Source organism: Chryseobacterium caseinilyticum, from assembly GCF_014837145.1.
Classification (GTDB): domain Bacteria; phylum Bacteroidota; class Bacteroidia; order Flavobacteriales; family Weeksellaceae; genus Chryseobacterium; species Chryseobacterium caseinilyticum.
On record NZ_JACYFS010000001.1, the window covers coordinates 929,816 to 948,099 of the forward strand.

The 18,284-nt window shown below is 35.8% G+C and carries 20 protein-coding genes; 4 read left to right on the forward strand and 16 right to left on the reverse strand.

Features of this window, described 5'->3' with window-relative positions:
- The first annotated feature begins 117 nt into the window (after window positions 1–117).
- Complete coding sequence (locus tag IC610_RS04460) at window positions 118–1,572, forward strand: LptF/LptG family permease (protein WP_191735420.1); 1,455 nt, start codon at window positions 118–120, stop codon at window positions 1,570–1,572.
- Window positions 1,573–1,855: 283 nt separating this feature from the next.
- On the opposite strand, the gene IC610_RS04465 is transcribed toward IC610_RS04460, so the two are convergent.
- The 12 genes from IC610_RS04465 to pepE all read right to left on the reverse strand — a co-directional run bounded on the left by IC610_RS04465 (window position 1,856) and on the right by pepE (window position 12,719).
- Entirely contained in the window at window positions 1,856–2,326 is a 471-nt protein-coding gene (locus tag IC610_RS04465) for a DUF3347 domain-containing protein (protein ID WP_191735421.1), read from the reverse strand.
- A 6-nt stretch (window positions 2,327–2,332) separates the two neighbouring features.
- Window positions 2,333–4,537, reverse strand: coding sequence for a TonB-dependent receptor plug domain-containing protein (locus IC610_RS04470; RefSeq protein WP_191735422.1), 2,205 nt, complete (start codon window positions 4,535–4,537; stop codon window positions 2,333–2,335).
- A gap of 41 nt (window positions 4,538–4,578) precedes the next feature.
- Window positions 4,579–5,097 carry a hypothetical protein gene (locus IC610_RS04475; protein ID WP_191735423.1) on the reverse strand — a complete coding sequence of 173 codons (519 nt, stop codon included), beginning with the start codon at window positions 5,095–5,097 and terminating at the stop codon, window positions 4,579–4,581.
- A 64-nt stretch (window positions 5,098–5,161) separates the two neighbouring features.
- Window positions 5,162–5,971 (reverse strand): 3-deoxy-8-phosphooctulonate synthase, encoded by an 810-nt coding sequence (gene kdsA / locus IC610_RS04480; RefSeq protein WP_191735424.1) that lies wholly within the window; start codon window positions 5,969–5,971, stop codon window positions 5,162–5,164.
- Window positions 5,972–6,011: 40 nt separating this feature from the next.
- Window positions 6,012–6,539: a DUF1697 domain-containing protein gene (locus IC610_RS04485; RefSeq protein WP_191735425.1), complete on the reverse strand. Its 528-nt coding sequence runs from the start codon at window positions 6,537–6,539 to the stop codon at window positions 6,012–6,014.
- 1 nt (window position 6,540) lies between these two features.
- The gene (locus tag IC610_RS04490; protein ID WP_191735426.1) at window positions 6,541–7,443 is read right to left on the reverse strand and encodes a hypothetical protein; all 903 of its coding nucleotides are present in this window, start codon (window positions 7,441–7,443) and stop codon (window positions 6,541–6,543) included.
- Window positions 7,440–8,117, reverse strand: coding sequence for a RadC family protein (gene radC, locus IC610_RS04495; protein WP_191735427.1), 678 nt, complete (start codon window positions 8,115–8,117; stop codon window positions 7,440–7,442). The genes IC610_RS04490 and radC overlap by 4 nt, the downstream gene beginning before the upstream one ends.
- Before the next feature lie 15 nt (window positions 8,118–8,132).
- Window positions 8,133–8,708, reverse strand: coding sequence for a murein L,D-transpeptidase catalytic domain-containing protein (locus IC610_RS04500; protein ID WP_191735428.1), 576 nt, complete (start codon window positions 8,706–8,708; stop codon window positions 8,133–8,135).
- A gap of 2 nt (window positions 8,709–8,710) precedes the next feature.
- On the reverse strand, window positions 8,711–9,379 hold the full coding sequence (locus tag IC610_RS04505; protein ID WP_056079509.1) for an ABC transporter ATP-binding protein: 669 nt from the start codon (window positions 9,377–9,379) through the stop codon (window positions 8,711–8,713).
- A 70-nt stretch (window positions 9,380–9,449) separates the two neighbouring features.
- The gene (locus IC610_RS04510; RefSeq protein WP_056079506.1) at window positions 9,450–10,616 is read right to left on the reverse strand and encodes a sensor histidine kinase; all 1,167 of its coding nucleotides are present in this window, start codon (window positions 10,614–10,616) and stop codon (window positions 9,450–9,452) included.
- A 3-nt stretch (window positions 10,617–10,619) separates the two neighbouring features.
- The gene (dacB, locus tag IC610_RS04515) at window positions 10,620–11,993 is read right to left on the reverse strand and encodes a D-alanyl-D-alanine carboxypeptidase/D-alanyl-D-alanine endopeptidase (protein WP_191735429.1); all 1,374 of its coding nucleotides are present in this window, start codon (window positions 11,991–11,993) and stop codon (window positions 10,620–10,622) included.
- Window positions 11,994–12,026: 33 nt separating this feature from the next.
- Window positions 12,027–12,719, reverse strand: coding sequence for a dipeptidase PepE (gene pepE / locus IC610_RS04520; RefSeq protein WP_191735430.1), 693 nt, complete (start codon window positions 12,717–12,719; stop codon window positions 12,027–12,029).
- Window positions 12,720–12,871: 152 nt separating this feature from the next.
- Here pepE and fsa point away from each other — a divergent pair, with 152 nt between their 5' ends.
- Window positions 12,872–13,525 (forward strand): fructose-6-phosphate aldolase, encoded by a 654-nt coding sequence (fsa, locus tag IC610_RS04525; protein ID WP_056079496.1) that lies wholly within the window; start codon window positions 12,872–12,874, stop codon window positions 13,523–13,525.
- Window positions 13,526–13,821: 296 nt separating this feature from the next.
- Here fsa and IC610_RS04530 read toward each other — a convergent pair whose 3' ends face one another.
- Together IC610_RS04530 and era are read right to left on the reverse strand one after the other, a co-directional pair.
- A complete protein-coding gene (locus IC610_RS04530) occupies window positions 13,822–14,250 on the reverse strand; it encodes a DoxX family protein (RefSeq protein ID WP_191735431.1) in 429 nt (142 codons plus the stop codon).
- Between the two features lie 68 nt (window positions 14,251–14,318).
- Entirely contained in the window at window positions 14,319–15,194 is an 876-nt protein-coding gene (era, locus tag IC610_RS04535) for a GTPase Era (RefSeq protein ID WP_056079492.1), read from the reverse strand.
- A gap of 278 nt (window positions 15,195–15,472) precedes the next feature.
- Here era and IC610_RS04540 point away from each other — a divergent pair, with 278 nt between their 5' ends.
- Together IC610_RS04540 and IC610_RS04545 are read left to right on the forward strand one after the other, a co-directional pair.
- Window positions 15,473–16,036 carry a Crp/Fnr family transcriptional regulator gene (locus tag IC610_RS04540; RefSeq protein ID WP_191735432.1) on the forward strand — a complete coding sequence of 188 codons (564 nt, stop codon included), beginning with the start codon at window positions 15,473–15,475 and terminating at the stop codon, window positions 16,034–16,036.
- A gap of 160 nt (window positions 16,037–16,196) precedes the next feature.
- Window positions 16,197–16,523 carry a DMT family transporter gene (locus IC610_RS04545; protein WP_191735433.1) on the forward strand — a complete coding sequence of 109 codons (327 nt, stop codon included), beginning with the start codon at window positions 16,197–16,199 and terminating at the stop codon, window positions 16,521–16,523.
- 122 nt (window positions 16,524–16,645) lie between these two features.
- Here IC610_RS04545 and IC610_RS04550 read toward each other — a convergent pair whose 3' ends face one another.
- Window positions 16,646–17,413 carry a class I SAM-dependent methyltransferase gene (locus IC610_RS04550; protein ID WP_317173346.1) on the reverse strand — a complete coding sequence of 256 codons (768 nt, stop codon included), beginning with the start codon at window positions 17,411–17,413 and terminating at the stop codon, window positions 16,646–16,648.
- 60 nt (window positions 17,414–17,473) lie between these two features.
- Window positions 17,474–18,283: a type I methionyl aminopeptidase gene (gene map / locus IC610_RS04555; RefSeq protein ID WP_191735434.1), complete on the reverse strand. Its 810-nt coding sequence runs from the start codon at window positions 18,281–18,283 to the stop codon at window positions 17,474–17,476.
- Window position 18,284: the final 1 nt, after the last annotated feature.

Consider the following 18,284-nt stretch of genomic DNA (forward strand, 5'->3'; position numbering starts at 1 on the left):
AATATTTAATAAAACCGAATTGAAATCGGTTACTCTTTTAATTGATTTTTCTGAAACAAAAATTCAGTCATTATAATTTATCAGCATTAATCTTCTGTTTTTTTATAAATTTGCTTCATGTTTAAAATTTTAGACCGATACATCATCAAGACCTTTTTCGGGCCTTTCTTTTTTATATTCAGTGTGCTGTTTTTTATTTTTATTGTCAACATTGTCTGGATTCAGCTGGGGCAGTTTATGGGTAAGGGTTTAAGCACATTTCAGATTTTAAAACTGTTGTTTTATCTCGGGGTCAACGTAATTACGATGGTTTTGCCATTGACCATACTTTTGGCAAGTATCATGTCTTTTGGAGAATTTGGTGAGAGATATGAATTGGCGGCGATGAAAGCTGCAGGAATATCATTAACCAGAGTGATGTTGCCGCTATTTGGAGTTGCAACCGTTTTGGCAATCATGCTCTTTTTCTTTTCGAATAATGTCGTCCCGGATTTTCAGCGGAAGGCAAAAAATATGCTTTTTAATATTGCTCAGGCAAAACCGGCACTTAACTTTACACCCGGACAGTTTATTGATCAGATTCCCGGATATATGGTGAAATTTGATAAAGTGGAAGGTGAAAATGCAGAAAAACTGGAAGGAGTTTTTATTCACAGAAAAGCCAACACTTTCGACAATCAGCAGTCTATCGTAGCTCAGAGAGGAGAATTTGTACCCGCAACCAACCCAGCATTTCTTAAACTTTTACTGTTTAACGGTTATATTTTTGAAGACAGCTATGCCGGAAAAGGTGAAAACGTGCGTGTGAAACAACCTGATCAAGCGATTAAATTTGATACATTAACTGTGCATTTTGATATTGCAGAACTCATAAACAAAGCTATTGAAAAAGAGCAGATTACGGATGATTATCGATTCCAGAGTTATACGGAAGTGAATTCTACAATCGCAACCACAAAAAAAGACAATAACAGACTTGCGGATAACATGAGCTCTGAACTTATTTCGCAAACCAGCTCGGTGGTGAGCTATATGGATAAGAACAAAGTAAAAGCTCCTGTAAAAGCACAGTATAAAATTGATACGATTAAATCTGCTAAAAAACTTGATCTCATTTTTAATGGGTACAATCGTTTGGATAATCTCAAAAGCAGTCTTGACAATAAAAATAACGAGCTAAACCCAAGTATTAAATACTTCAACAAAGTCATTATTTATCAGCAGAGAATCCTCACCTACTCTTTCACCTGTATTATTTTCTTTATGATTGGTGCAAGTTTAGGATCAATCATTAGAAAAGGAGGAATGGGTCTTCCGGTGATTATTGCCATCGTTATATTTATTATATTTTATGTAATCAATGTTGGTTTTGAGAATGCAGCATGGGGAGGAAAAATAAATCCTTATTTGGCTGCATGGCTTCCCAATATTATCTTGTTTCCATTCGGAGTTTGGATGACGTATAAAGCGCTTACCGATTCTCAGTTATTTGATGCAGAAAAGTATAAAGCTTTGCTAAAACCAATTACAAAAAGATTTGGCAAACAAAAGGAGCATAAAAGATATCAGTAAGAGTTTTGCTGGCACAGACTTTGTTTACTTTAAAATATAATTTCATCATTCACATTATATTTACATTGAAAAAAAATCCTCAGAGAATATTTATTTCTGAGGATTTTTTATATTAAGATTTAAATTTTATTATCAGCGAGAATTTGAATTGCAGTTGCAATTTAAATAATCTAATCAGAAAACTTTAAACATGAAATGAATTTGAACGACTTGTCAGAAAAGTAAGAAGTCCGTCTAAACTGATTGTTAGACGGACTTCTTATATAAATTTAAAAAAGCCTTTTTATTTTATTTCCTGCTGTACTTTACCGCAACTGAGCATCGAACTTCCATAGTAAGGATTTATGATTTTACTTTCATTGCTTAGCCACCCCGCATCAGCCATCGGACAATATTGAAGATAAACCGTTTTGTCTGCCAACTTGTAAGTCCTGGAAATAACAATCATCTGGTCTGAAATATTCTCAAATTTTTCACGCTGTATTTTGATATCCTTTGATGTTGAAATTAATTTGGCGTTATTTTTTAATTGGCTTAAAGTCGCTGCACTTAACGTTTTTGACTCTACACTTGAAATTGTTTTCAGAAAATCTGATGCCGCTGTTGCCGCTTCTGCAGAACTGTCTGACGCCAAAGCATTTTTCACAGTAATATAATTTTGATAAAGCTTTGAAACCTGCGCATTTTTTTTAGCCTGACCCAAAAACAAAGCTGAGGAAAAAGCTAATCCAAGAAATAAAAATTTCGTTTTCATTTTAAATTATTTAATTTTAAACTCAAGTTTTACGTTAAAAAATCTTCCCGTAAGTCGTACCGGAACCGGATACATTAAACTTGTGTTAGAATCTGTAATCCATTGGTTTGAAACCGTATTGTTGATGTTAAATGCATTAAATACCTGTACTCCTAAAATTAGCTCTTCAAAATTACCCCAGAATCCGTAAGTTTTCTTCTTGTCTTTTCTGTCGATGAAAACTTTAGACAAACCTAAATCTACCCTTTTGTACGAAGGTAAAGTTTTCTGATATTGGTAAGGATCGGTAAAAACCGGTGCTCCGTTGGGCAATCCCATTGCATATGTCAAAGTTAAATTGACTCTCATTGATGGAAATTTCGGCATGTAATCCTGGTAGAACATAGCAAATCTGAAACGCTGATCTGTCGGTCTCGGGATGTCTCCTCTTCCGTCAATATTTTCAAAAACTCTCGCATAACTTGCAGATAGCCAAGAATCAATTCCTGGTACAAATTCTCCGAAAAGCCTTGTGTCAATACCATAAGCGTAGCCCGTTGCATTATTTTGACCTGAATATCTGATCCTTACATTATCCATGTAATAAGGAATCAGATTATCCATTTTTTTGTAGTACAATTCTGTGGTCAGTTTGAAAGGTCTGTCTTCAAATGTAAATTCGTAATCATTTTTCAAAATAGCCTGAATTGATCTCTGAGATTTAATATTAGAATTAAAATCTCCATTCAAATCTTTAATTTCCTTGTAAAAAGGTGCCTGATAGTAAATTCCTCCAGATAATGTGAAGAGCATGTCTGCATTCCATTCAGGTTTTATGGCGAATTGTGCTCTTGGAGAGAAAATTGTTTCGTTATTAAAACTCCAGTGCGCTACTCTGGCTCCGGCATTTACAAAAACTCTGCTGGAACCCCAGTAAAACTTCTGTGAATATTGCCCGTAAGCCGAAAGTCTTGTTGGCTCAATGTGATTTTTACCTGAAATACTATAAAATAAATCTAGATCTGAAGCATCAGGAAATCTCGGATCAAAAGGCATTGTCGGAACGCTGTAACCCGAAGAATCAACCAACTTATATTCATTGGTCAAATCCTGAAGATTTTCTTTTTCGAATTTAAATCCAAACTCAATATCTGTGTTGACATTTGGAGAAAATTTTGTTCTCAACTGAGTTCCGTAGGTTCTCACAAACAAATCATTTCTTGCATGCTCAATCTGCCCTCCCACATCGTAAGAAGTCACCGGCGCGCCTGTAATAGGATCAAAAGTCTGCAGAATATAGCTTGAGGCAATCGTATAATATTCTCTTTCACGGTTTTGGTAAGCAAAACTATCCAATGTAAATCTCCACTTTTCTGATGGTTTGTAGTTTAAAGAAACCGTTCCCATCATATTTTTATAAGCGTCATTCTCTCTACCGTTATAAAAAACGTTCAGGTTGATAGGCTGGCTTACCGTACCAAAATTCACCTCACGCTCTTTAGGAATCATCTCGTAATCGTTTTTAGAATAAAATCCTATGAACGAAAGTGATAATTTATCGTTGAAATGATAGTTAATATAAGACTGAAAATCGTAATATTTCGGGTTAAAATCTGTGTCTTCATTTAAAGTATTCAGAACCAGATTGGTATTTCTGTACCTTCCTGAAAACAAGGCTGTCAGTTTTTTATTTTTTGAAGCTAAACCCGCAGTCAATCTTCCTCCAATCAAACTAGCTTCGCCTGAAACTTCAGATTTCTCCGGTTCACGGTAATAAATATTTAAAGCTGAAGACATCTTGTCTCCATATCTAGGCTCGAATCCTCCAGCTGAAAAGTTGACCGTAGAAACCATATCAGGATTGATGATACTGAGACCTTCCTGCTGAGAGTTTCTGATCAGAAATGGTCTGTAAATCTCAATATCATTAATGTAAATAAGGTTTTCATCGTAGTTTCCACCACGTACCATGTATTGTGAAGACAGCTCTGTATTGCTGTTTACAGAGGGCAAAGTTTTAATAATTGCCTCAAGACCTCCGGAAACACTGGCAACATTCTGGGCATCCTTTGCCGATATTTTCACTGTGGTAAGATCATTCGTACTTCCAACAGCTTTTTTCTGGAAAACGACTTCTTCAATATCGTTAACCCTTGTGGTGTCTCGCTTTTTCACCTGCGAAAACGCAAGTACCGGAAGGATAAGACCGAGTGGTAATACTAGTTTTTTCAATAGAAATGCTTTAAGATTTCGGAACGTGAAATTATTAAATTTTATTTTATAAACTGACTTTTAAGAAAAATTTTTGACCATTCATCCACAAATTCCGCAGGAAGTTTTTTCTGCTTAATGGCCGCGATACAGATAATGACATCCTGATCTCCTTTTAAAAAATAATAAACCTGAGACTCTGTACCCGAATTATCTTTGTAGGCATCGGCTTCCATTGTGAAAAGTCTAAACTCTTTTTCTCCTTCTTTATTTTTCGAAATCTCTGTAACCGTAAGATTGTTGACTTTTTCTTCAGCCATTTTTTTATGATACTCAAACACAGTCTGAAGCGGAACTGGTGCCATGTTTTTCATCGTCAGTTTCGTAATGATGATGCTGTAATTTTCCCAGTTTTCATTTTCAGGGATGTATTCCAGCACCTTCATCTGCATATTTTCTTTGGAATTAGCCAATTTCAGTTTATACTTTGCCGGAAAATCTATCTGCAAAGAATCTGTTTTCTGAGCCGAAGACCAAAAAAATATTGAAAAGAAAAACAGTAAAGAAATTTTCTTCAGCATATCATTTAATCAAACTAATGATTGGATTTTAAATTTAAATCAATGATCAAATATCAATCATCAATTATAAAATAGCTTCTCTTACTCTGGTAAGTTTTTGAAGTAAATCTTCAAGAAGATCCAGCCTCAACATATTTGCACCATCTGAAAGTGCTGTTTCAGGCGTTGGATGAGTTTCAATGAAAATTCCATCTGCACCTACTGCAATTCCAGCTTTAGCAACAGTTTCAATCAGTTCCGGTCTACCTCCTGTAACTCCCGAACTTTGGTTAGGTTGTTGAAGAGAATGCGTAACATCCAGAATTACCGGCGCGTAATTTCTCATCGTAGGAATTCCTCTGTAATCTACGATTAAATCTGTGTATCCGAAAGAATTTCCTCTTTCAATAATCGCCACTTTTTCGTTATTGGAATCTGTAATTTTTTCAACAGCAAATTTCATAGATTCAGGAGAAAGAAACTGTCCTTTTTTTAGGGAAACGCATTTTCCTGTCTGAGCCGCCGCCACCAAAAGGTCAGTCTGGCGAACTAAAAACGCAGGAATCTGCAATACATCAACGTACTGCGCAGCTAAAGCCGCATGTTCATTTTCATGAATATCTGTTGTCGTAGGAATGTTGAAGGTTTCGCCAACCTTTTTTAAGATTTCTAAAGATTTTTCTTCTCCAATTGTTGTGAAAGAATCTACTCTGCTTCTGTTGGCTTTTTTGAAACTTCCTTTGAAGATGTAGGGAATTTCATATTTATTGGTAAGTTCAACAACTTTCTCGGCAATTCTGAGTGCCATATCTTCGCCCTCAATAATGCAAGGACCTGCGATTAAGAAAAAGTTTTTTGAATCTTTGTGGTGTATGTTTTCTAAGTACTGAATCATTTTTATTTAATTAAAAAAGTTCAGTAAAAATACATAAAAATTAAGTCATTTTTTTGATGACTTTCTCAAAAGTATTCAAATTTCGGCTGGTAAATTGATCTTTCAAATTTTTTCTGCCTAAAATCTTCCCGAAAGTCGAGTCTAACGTATTTCCTTTGGGAACCTGCCAGTAAAAAAGACCGTTTTCTATTTTTGCTTCTTCATTTTCAGCTTTTGAAGCATTTTCAAATTCAGCCATTAAAGTTTTCTCAAAATCTTTATTACAGACAAATGCGTAAATATGTAAATCGTCATTTTTCTGAAAAGGATTGCTGTTCCAAAAATTCTCAATGTCATCCTGATTTTTCACAAATAGAAAAGCTTCATAACTGAAATGTTCAGACATTGCTTTTTCAAGAATAGATTTTAATTCAGATTCCGTTTTATCAGAAGAAAAAATAATGTTTCCGGAGGCCAAAACTGAACTTACATCATACATTCCAGCATCTGCAAATACTTTGCAGACATCAGCCATTTTCATATTGGTTCCTTTTACGTTTACACCACGGAGGAAAGCACAGTATTTCATTTTAGATTTTTAAATATTTTTTGATTGTTGCCCGTATCAAATCTTTTACATTATTTGAAATGTAGAAATATGGTTTCATTTCCGGTCTGAAGCCCCTGAAAAACTCATCCAGATTGGGAAGATTTCCACCTTCAAAATCAAAAATTTTATGTTCAACGGTTTCCTTTAAAACTTTGTCAATAAGGATTGATGCGCCTGACAACTTAATGTAATCCTGATGATTGAATGTCCCCAAAAGTACAGCTGTATTCTCATCTGTATACACTGCAATGATGTTGATTATCTCGTTTTGGTAGTACAGAGCTTCAAAAAAAAGACAATCATTACTGTAAAGAATTTCAAAAAGGCTGATGTATTCTGCGATATCATTTGCTTTATCAGCACCTTTTAAAGTATTGCGGATAAACAGTTCAGAATCTTTAAAACTGATTTTTCTGATCATCATGTCTTTCTGAACTTCAGGATCTGTCCTAAGTTTTCGTTTTCTTTTGGGAGAGAATTTAGAATAGACATTCTCATAAGAATCAGGTAAAATCAGATAATTTTTTCTGAAATTCAGCTGAAATGAAAATTCGTTTGAATCATTAAATGAATAATATCGAACAATATATTTTTTAGACAAAAAATTGAAAAACGAATCATTGATTTTCTTCTCATCCAATTTTGAATATATCCCGAGCTGCTGACAAAGTCTGGGATTCTGAACGATTTTAAAACCCAATTTCATCACATATGGAACCGGCATCATAGCTTCATAATCTCCATAAACCAGCACTTCCCATTTTTTCCCTGAAGTAAGATCCAAAAACTGTTTTGTTGCAGAGTATTTTCTCTGTGCAGAATTTTCAATGCATTGTGAATATTTCTCAAAATCAATCTCGTGGTATTTAAGTTTTCTAATCATAATAATCCTTCGTCGGCAAAACTTAAATATGCATTTTGGGTAATAATGAGATGGTCTAAAAGCTGGATGTTCAACAGATTTCCTGCATCCTTAATCTTTTTTGTAATGCTGATATCTTCCTGACTGGGTTTTAAATTTCCTGAAGGATGATTGTGAGAAACGATAATTCCGGTGGCAAAATGATCCATTGCAATTTTGAACAAAATTCTGAGATCCACCAAAGACTGATTGATACCACCCTGAGTAAGCTGCGAAAGATGGACAACTTTATTATTCTGATTTAAAAATAAGGCCCAGAATTCTTCCGTTCTTAAATCTGATAAATGAATTTTTAAAACATCGTACGCTGCTTTACTGCTCGTTATCTGTGGTTTGTCGGGAATTTCCTGTGCAGCTCTTCTTCTTCCAATCTCCAGTGCGGTTGCAATGGAAATCGCTTTTACTTCGCCAACACCTTTGAATTTGATTAAATCTTTAACTGTCATTAAACTAAGCTGATGCCAGCTGTTATCCACCGAAGCCAGAATTTTTCTCGCCAGTTCCACAGCTGTTTCGTCTCTGCTTCCACTGCCCATAATGATGGCCAAAAGTTCAGAATCTGAAAGTGAATTCTTACCTTTCAGTAAAAATTTTTCTCTCGGTCTGTCGTCTTCTGCTAAAAATTTAATGGACATGAGTTTAAATTTAAATTAATAAAACGCGTAAAGAATAACTGTTTTACTGGAATTATCGATGAATTTCGCTGTCTCTTTCAAGGCTTTTGGCGACAGCATCGGACAGCCTAAACTCAGACACGCCGGATTATCAGATTCAACATCAGCCACACAATCCAAAGAATGGATCACAATTGCCCGGCTTCTCGCACTGCTGTTGGTTGCGTCCAAACCGTCCAAACGGTATGATTTCCCGAATTTTCCGGAATAGGATTCTTTAATTTCGTACTTTCCCAAAGATGACTGGAAAGAATTTTCGGTATTGCTGAATTTCAGCTCTCCATACACTCTGCTGTTTGATCCGGAGCCATGCGAAACGATCGCAGACTGCAGAATTTTATCTTTCTTCAGATCATAAACAAAATACCTGTATTTTCCAGATTTAATTTTAAAATTGATGAAAATTGCCAAATCCTGACTGTAGTTTTTGTCGCTGATAAAAGTTTTCAGCTCAGTGATTTTTTCTTTTGGAATCTTCACATCAGCAGTCTGCGAATATCCTTCACAGCTTACCAAAAACAGAATCAAAGAAAAAAGAAAATTTTTAAGCATATTTATTCAACAATTAATCCGTCAACCATCACAAGCTTTCGGTCGGTGATTTCAGCAAGATTCGGGTTGTGTGTTACGATAACAAAAGTCTGGTTGTACTTGTCTCTCAAATCAAAAAACAGGCGGTGCAGATCATCCGCATTTTTAGAATCTAAATTTCCTGTAGGTTCGTCTGCGAAAATTATTTTTGGTGAATTGATTAATGCTCTTGCCACCGCAACACGCTGGGCTTCACCACCAGAAAGCTGTCCCGGCTTATGATCCAGACGGTGTTCTATTTTCAGATCATGAAAAATTGATTCTGCCTTTTCAATCGCTTCTCTTTCATTGGCCCCTGCAATTTTAGTAGGAATCAAAACGTTTTCAAGAGCCGTGAATTCCGGTAAAAGCTGATGAAACTGAAACACAAAACCAATATTCTGATTTCTGAATTTTGAAATCTGTTTATCGGTCATATTGATGAAAGATTCTCCCGCAATTGTGATTTCGGTACTGCTGTCTTTCGGAATTGTAGGACTATCTAAAGTGCCCAGAATCTGTAGAAGTGTAGACTTTCCCGCACCGGATTCCCCAACAATAGAGACTACTTCACCCGTTTTGATGTGAAGGTCTACGCCTTTTAAAACTTCTAAACTTCCGTATGATTTACGAATATTTTTGGCTGTAATCATGCTTCAAAAGTAGTGATTTTTTTGCTTCCTGTATTTTGGTTTCAGCAATAAAATTACTGATTAATTTTTATTACTTTCTGATTGAAATTCTAAAGGTTGTTCCTTTTCCTATTTCTGTCTGTGAAATTTTGATATCACCGTTGTGGTATTCCTGCACTACCCTTTTTGCAAGACTTAAACCTAACCCCCAACCTCTTTTCTTTGTTGAATAACCGGGTTTAAAAGCATTTCTCGCCTGATTGTGCGTCATTCCGCTTCCGTTATCTTTTACTTCAATCAGAATATTTTTGTTTTTACCGATCATCCAAATCTGAAGCTGACCCTGACCTTTCATAGCATCTACAGCATTTTTCACTAGATTTTCAATTACCCAGCTGATCAGAATTTTATTGTGTGGAACCAGAATCGGATAGTTTGGAAGGTTGAGACTGAAATCTACTTTTCTGGAAATCCGTGTCTTTAAATAATCAAAATTTTCTTTGATGGTGGCATTCAGATTCATATCATTTAGCTCCGGAACTGATCCTATTTTCGAGAATCTTTCGGAGATGGTTCTCAGTCTTTCGATATCTTTTTCAATTTCCTTTACGCCATCAGAATCAGGGGTTTCAAGCTTCATAATTTCCATCCAGCCAATCATGGATGATAACGGAGTTCCAATCTGATGTGCTGTTTCCTTTGCCAGACCTGCCCAAAGATATCCTTCATCGGTCTTTTTAATGGTTCTCAAAAACCAGAAAATAAATGCAAGATATGCAATGATGAAAAGTCCCAAAAAATAAGGATAATATCTTAAATCGCTAAGCAACTTTGAGTTATCGTAGAAAACCAGCTGTTTATCACCTTTTGCAATTTCAATTTCGAACGGTGCATAATTGCTTTCCATTTTTACGATCAGCTTTCTAAGTTCTTCAGGATTTTCTAAAATCTCCTGTGGAATATTTCGCGAACTGCCCTCAAAAATAAAAGGCTTCTTATTTTCATCTGTTAAGATTGTAGGAATCTGATCATTTTCAGTTAAGATTGCAAATACCAATTCCTGCGTTTCAGAGCTTGTCTGCTGGTTTCCCTGCATAATTTTTATCGCCGTTGCAAAAACCTTAATGCGTTCTGCTTCCTTATTTCTCAGATTATTAATAAGAATATTGGATGAAATGATAAGTGCCAAAACGATGACAGTCAGGACCGTAAATACAATCCAGTTGCTGATTCTTGCTAAAAAAGGACGGTTCTTCATTTATTATTTTAAAACATTCAGAATTTTCTGCAGTTCTGTACTTCCGCTGCCCTGATAATTATTGATGATAATTGCGTAAACATATTTTTTTCCGTCTTTTGAACTGTGATATCCGGCGTACGATTTTGTATCTCTCATCGTTCCGCTTTTCATTTTCATACCGTTGTCCTGAGTCGGAAAACCGTCGTAATAGGCTTCAAACCACGGTTGTTTTCTGGCGTAAATCAATGCCTGAACTTCTGCTTTTGCTGAGACATAGTTCTGAGGTGAAAGTCCGCTCCCATCTGCAAAATTAATCATGTTTGAACTGATTCCTTTTGATTTCCAGAATTCTTTTAAATACGAAACTCCACTTTTGAAACCCGGATCTCCTTTTTTCTCCTTGCCTAAAGTTTTAATTAAATTTTCCCCGTACAGATTCACGGATTTTCTTAAAAACCAATAGACAATTCTATCTAAAGTTGGAGATTCGTAAATGAGAATAATATTGCTCTTTGGAGATTCCAAAGTTTTTTTACCTTCGATTTCCAGTTGAGAATTGGTAACAACTTTCCCTGAAATTTCAATACCCGAATCTTTAAGCCATTTTTCAACTTCCACACCTAACTGCAAAGGTGGATTGGGAACAGATCCTGATACGGTCGTTACTTTTCCTGCAGGCAGATTTCCGTTAATTAATGCAACGTCAGAATGTGGAGCAGTAAAAATCAAACTCTGGTCTGAACTTCCTGCAGCTTTAAGGTCATTAAGCCATTTGATATTTGCTAAAGGATACGAGAAATTTTTAAAATCTGTTCCATTTATATTGATGTCAAACTGATTTTCGCGCCAGTTGACACCCCACACTCCGGCGCCGTAGTAATTTCCCAGATCATCCCACGGCCAGCCTCCCGGAATCGTCTGATGGTCAAAATATGAATCATCAATTATCAAATCACCGGAAATCTTTGTAATTCCTGATTTTTTAACAGCATCTAAAAATTTCTGCTTAAAATTTTCAGGTTTGTAGCCATCGTATCTCCAGCTTCCTAAAGTCGGGTCGCCGTTTGAAGTGATAAAAAGATTTCCATTTAAATTTCCTCCAGAAACTGTTCCTGAATAAGAAGACGTTGTTTTGTAGGTGTAGTTTTTCCCTAAAATCTCCAAAGCCGCAGCAGCTGTGAAGATCTTTTGGGTTGACGCTGTCGAAAGTCCTTTACTTCCCTGATATTCGTAAATTAAATTTCCACTTTCGTCTGCAACATAAAATGACAGATTTGATGAAACAGCCGTAGACGAATTCATTAAATTTTTTGTAGCGTCATCGAGCTTCTGACTTATGCTTTGAGCAAAAATAAGTTGTGTAGAAAACGCAAGTATGAAAAGAGTTTTTTTCATTAAGAAAAAGTTTGTTCAGATTTAAATTTAGAATTAAAGCTCAGTTCCGGTTTCGATTTCGTAAGGCTCTTTGTCTTTCTCAAAAATTCTCGTTAATTCATTTCCTTCCACGGTAATTTTATCACCTATTTTTCTGATCCAGTTCCCTTCGCGAAGCCCGACTACTTTAATGTCATTTTGAGTCAGAAATTCTTTAATTCTTGTTTCTCTCGTCTCACCGTTGTGCTTTAAATCAGGATTTGGATCGAGATAATGAGGGTTGATATTAAACGGAACCAGTCCCATACAGTCAAAGCTTGGTGGATAAACGATTGGCATATCGTTGGTGGTTTTCATATTCTGTCCGCCAATGTTGCTACCGGCGCTGCAGCCTAAATACGGTTTTCCGCTTTCAATGTTTTGTTTTAAAACAGACATCAGATTTTCTTCATGAAGAGTTTTAACCAGCAAAAAAGTATTTCCACCTCCTGTAAAATAGGCTTTTGCAGAATTTAATGCTTCCTGTTTGTTGTCAAATTCATGAAGACCTCTAACTTTGATATTAATAGTTTCAAAAAAAGACCTTGCTTTTTCGGTATAACTGTCATGCGAAATTCCACCAGGTCTTGCAAAAGGAATAAAGATAAGTTCGTCGATTCCTTTATACAGTTCAATTAATTCTTCCTTTAAATATTCTAAATAATTTCCACCAAAAAGCGTGGACGTCGAGGCGAGGATAATGTTCATTTTTAAATTTAATAAAATTCTTTTCCGGTAAAAAAGGGATAAAGAATAATTCTGTATTAACAAAGATAATTAAAACTGAGAATTGATGAGGCATAAGAAATTCATTTCAAAGGATTGTTTATCTTTGTGGAATATAAATCAATTTAAACGAAATGAAATTTTTTATTGACACTGCCAATTTAGAGCAAATTAAAGAAGCAAAAGATCTTGGAATTCTGGATGGTGTAACAACCAACCCATCTTTGATGGCTAAAGAAGGAATCCGTGGTAACGAAGACATCAAAAACCACTACAAAGCGATTTGCGAAATTGTGGACGGAGATATTTCTGCCGAAGTTCTATCAACAACTTACGAAGAAATGATCAAGGAAGGTGACGAATTGGCTGCCATTCATCCAAATATCGTCGTGAAAATCCCAATGATTAAAGACGGTATCAAAGCTTTGAAATATTTTTCAGATAAAGGAATTAAAACCAACTGTACTCTGATTTTCTCTCCAGGACAGGCTCTTTTGGCTGCAAAGGCTGGTGCAACTTACGTTTCTCCGTTTTTGGGAAGATTGGATGACATTACAACTGACGGTCTGAATCTTATTCAGGAAATCAGATTGATTTTTGACAATTATATGTACGATACTGAAATTTTGGCAGCGTCTATCCGTCATTCAATGCATATTATCGACTGTGCGAAAATTGGTGCTGATGTAATTACTTCACCGCTTCCTCCGATCTTGAGCTTACTGAAACACCCTTTAACGGACAGTGGTTTGGCTCAGTTTGTTGCAGATTCTCAGAAACTGTCTTAATGATTTGAAATTTGAGGTTTGAAATTTGAAATTCTTTTGAATATTTTACAGGAATTCAGATTGTCAAGAATTCAGGTTTTAAGATGATTTGAAATTTGAGGTTTGAAATTTGAAATTCTTTTGAATATATAGGAATCTAGATTATAAACAGATCAGATTTTTAGATGATTTGAAATTTGAGGTTTGATATTTGAATTTTTTTTGAAAATTTATAGGAATTCAGATTATAAACAATTCAGATACATAACAAATCCCGGAACTTTTAAAGTTTCGGGATTTCTTTTTATTTTTAATTTTTACCAGTCTGAGGATCTTCTCCTTTTTTCAATCATTCCATCTACGGAAAATCTTCCGGCTCCCAGTGTTATAATAATCACGTAAATTGAAAGGTATAATAAACTTGATTCTCTTTTATCAAAAGGGTCTTCACCGTGAACTACAAATGCAGCAACTGACATTGTGAAAAGCAGAAATCCGGCAGCAATTCTTGTAAACAGTCCAAGGATGATGAATATTGAACAGACAAATTCTGCAAAAACGGTTAATCCTAATGAAATTTTTGGACCTAATCCTAAAAAGTCGAAAAACTTGATATCTCCTCCGTCAATCAATGTCTGAAGGTTCGGATAACCGTGCGAAATCATTGCAAAACCTATAAATAATCTCACGACGAGAAGCACGATATCGAGAATAAGTGGATTAGTTTTTAAATTTTGATAGCTCATCTACTTAAAATTTAGTTTAAAGATAGCAAAAAATGTACTAATACAACGATGGATAGTGAGTCTTTAGTTTATCTGTATCCAAAATTCTTCAGATCCCTGTCGTTTTTACGCCAGTCTTTTTTCACTTTTACAAAAAGGTTCAGATGAATTTTTTTGGAGAAAAACTTTTCAAGATCAATTCTGGCTTCAGTTCCAACCTTTTTGATAGCCTCACCTTTATGTCCGATAATAATTCCCTTTTGGGTGTCTCTTTCTACGTAGATAATAGAATCTATGAAGATAATTCCCTCTTTTTCTTTGAACATTTCTGTAACGACTTCCACAGAATACGGAATTTCTTTATCATAATTCAAAAGAATTTTCTCTCTGATGGCTTCGTTGACGAAGAAACGCTCAGGTTTGTCAGTGTACATATCTTTGTCGTAATACGCCGGACTTTCGGGCAACATCGATTTTAATTTCGGTAAAATGACATCAAGATTAAATGCATTCAGTGCAGAAATAGGTAAAATTTCAGCCTTCGGAATTCTCTCGTGCCATTCGGTCGCTATTTTTTCCAAACCTTCCTGGTTGGTCTGGTCGATTTTATTTAGAAGTAATAAAACGGGAACCGGAATTTTATTTAATTTATCAATTAAAAATTCTGATTGTTCGGCTTTATCGGTAACGTCTACGATGAAAAGAAAAACGTCCGCATCCTGAAGAGAATCTTTTACAAAATCCATCATTTTTTCCTGCAAACCGTATTTCGGATCTAAAACTCCGGGAGTATCAGAAAATACAATCTGTAAGTCTTCCTCATTATAAATTCCAAAAATTCTATGTCTGGTTGTCTGAGCCTTTTGCGTTACAATCGCCAGCTTCTCACCCATCAGCTGATTCAGAAGGGTAGATTTTCCGGCGTTTGGCTTTCCAACGATATTTACAAATCCTGCTTTATGCATATAAAAAAATTAATCCGCTGTTATTACGATTTGCAAAGTTAGTAAAAACAAAATTGGTCTTTCAGACAATATTATTCAGATTTCTAAAATTGATTATTTTTGGGGAGAGATTGGGGTGCAAGTTGCGAGGTAGAATTGGATACGGGTTACGAGGTGCGTGATGCCGAATGAATTATTTTTAAATATATTTTTTTTAAACTGAAAACACTTATCGAACTTAAAATACAGATTCGAAACTTCTTAACCCGTATCCCGTAACCCGTAACCCGTAACCCGTAATGACCATCGACAAAATAATTGATACCATTTATCCGCTTCCTGAAATTTCCAGGGAAAAATTGAAACAGCATATTTCAGAAGTGAGCTTTCCAAAAGGTTTTTGTTTAATGGAAGTCAACAAAGTGGTGCCCTATATTTACTTTTTAAAAAAAGGAATTGCCCGAGCTTACGCTTCAACAGAAAATAATGACATTACGTTTTGGTTTGGAACGGAAGGCGAACCGATTGTTTCCATGAAAAGTTATGTGGAAGGAAAGCCTGGCTACGAAAGTATTGAGCTTCTTGAAGATTGTGAACTGTATCAGCTTGAAATCTCAAAATTAAGAATTTTATTTAATGAAGATATTCACATCGCCAATTGGGGAAGAAAATTTGCAGAACGTGAACTGATAAGAACTGAGGAACTGATTATTTCGAGACAGTATAAAACTGCTCTGGAACGGTATAAAGATTTAATGAAATACAAGCCTTACCTCTTGCAGAGAGTTCAGTTAGGGCATATTGCATCGTATTTGGGGATGTCGCAGGTGAGTTTGAGCAGGATTCGGGCGGAGATGAAGTGATTGAGTTGGAGGGTTGGAGGGTTTTAGAGTTATAGAGTTTTAGAGTTTTAGAGTTTTAGAGTTTTAGAGTTTTAGAGTTTTAGAGAAAATACTTTTTTTAACAATTGTAAAATTTTTATTGATTTTAAAACCTCAATTTTGACGGATAAATTTAATTAGAATGAACTGGATTATTTTAATCATCGCAGGATTATTTGAGGTTGCCTTTGCATCGTGCCTCGGAAAAGTGAAGGAAACTTCCGGAAACGAAATGTACTGGTGGTTCGGAGGATTTTTAGCTTGTCTTACAATCTCTATGCTTCTCCTCATCAAAGCTACCGAAACCTTACCTATCGGAACGGCTTACGCTGTGTGGACCGGGATCGGCGCTGTAGGAACAGCATTGGTCGGAATTTTTGTCTTTAAAGATCCTGCAAGCTTCTGGAGGATATTTTTTATCTGTACATTAATTAGTTCTGTGATTGGTTTGAAGGCTGTAAGTCACTAATGACACGAATTTTGACGAAAGACACGAATTGTAAATAAGTGTTCAAGTTTAAATGAAACGGTAAATAATTAAGCAAATTGGTACTTAAAATAAAAACGGCCTCAGAATCTGAAGCCGTTTTTTTATTTTTTTGAAACGACAGGTAGAATTTCGTTTTTTCTTAAACCGTATTTTTTGATTTCGTCATCAGAAAATTGTTGCGAATAAAAATTAATTTCAGTTTCAAATCCTGCGGATTTTAAACGGTCAAAATAATCCATTCCGTACCAACGAACGTGGTCATACTGCCCGAAATGTTTTTGTCTTTCTTTCGGATCGGTAATCGTGAAATCTTCATATGTTTTTTCAAGTGAATTCTTCATTGGCACCTGCAAAATCCCCCAACCTCCGGGTCTCATAACACGGTACAGCTCGCTCATCGCTTTTGCATCATCCTGAATATGTTCCAAAACGTGATTACAGAAAATTATATCAAAACTTTCATCCGCAAAAGGAAGATCCAGAATATCAGCTTTCACATCAACGATCGGCGAAAAAAGATCTGCAGAAATATAATCCAGGTTTTTCATCTTTTTAAATTTCCGCAAAAATTCCTGTTCGGGAGCGATGTGCAGAACTTTATAGTTTCTGGTGAAAAATTCGGTCTCATTCTGAAGATACAGAAACATCTGACGGTGTCTTTCAAGACTTAAAGTTCCTGGTGACAAAGCATTTTCACGCTGAGTTCCATATCCATAAGGCAAAAATTTTCTGTAAGATCTGCCATCGATAGGATCGAAAAACCGGTCACCTTTAAAGAACTGATAAATCAGCGGACGTGTCCAGACACTCATTTGAATAAGCATCGGACGGGGAATTTTGTTGAGTAAAAGTTTGGTTAGCTTTTTCACTATGTATTTGTGTTACAAGCTGCGAAGCAGCGGAATATTGGTAGAAAATTTAACAAAAGATTAAAAATCCAGTTGAAAAGCTTTCTCTTCATCACTCACAATTCCCAATGCTTCATAAACATACTCAAATGTCGATAACAGCACCGGTTTTCCGTTGATTACCGCAACATCATGCTCAAAATGCGCAGAAGGTTTGTTGTCTAAAGTCGTTACCGTCCAGCCATCGCTGTGGAACTTCACTTTTTCAGTGCCAAGATTAATCATGGGCTCAATAGCGATTGTTAAACCATCTTTAATGACTTTACCACTTCCCTGTCTTCCGTAATTGGGAACCTGAGGATCTTCATGCATCTTTCTTCCGACTCCGTGACCCACCAGTTCTTTAACGACACCGTAACCCTGTTTTTCACAGTGGTTCTGGATGGCATAAGAAATATCTCCGATTCTTTTTCCTCTCACACACTGCTCGATTCCTTTGTACAGAGATTCTTTGGCAACTTTCAGTAATTTTTTGGTTTCAGGATCAACTTCTCCGATCTCGAATGTGTAAGCGTGATCTCCTACAAATCCGTTGAGAATAGCGCCACAATCTACAGAAAGCACATCGCCTTCCTTGATTTCTTCCTTGCTTGGAAAACCGTGTACCACCTGATCATTAGGCGAAATACAAAGTGAATAAGGAAAACCTCCGTATCCTAAAAATGCGGGCTCAGCGCCGTGATCTTTGATAAAATCGTGAGCCAATTTATCTAAATGAAGCGTCGTAATTCCCGGTTTGATTTCTTTTGCAATCATTCCCAAAGTTCTGGAAACCAGTCTTGCGCTTTCTTTCATCAGACGAAGCTCGTCTATATTTTTTAAATGAATCATT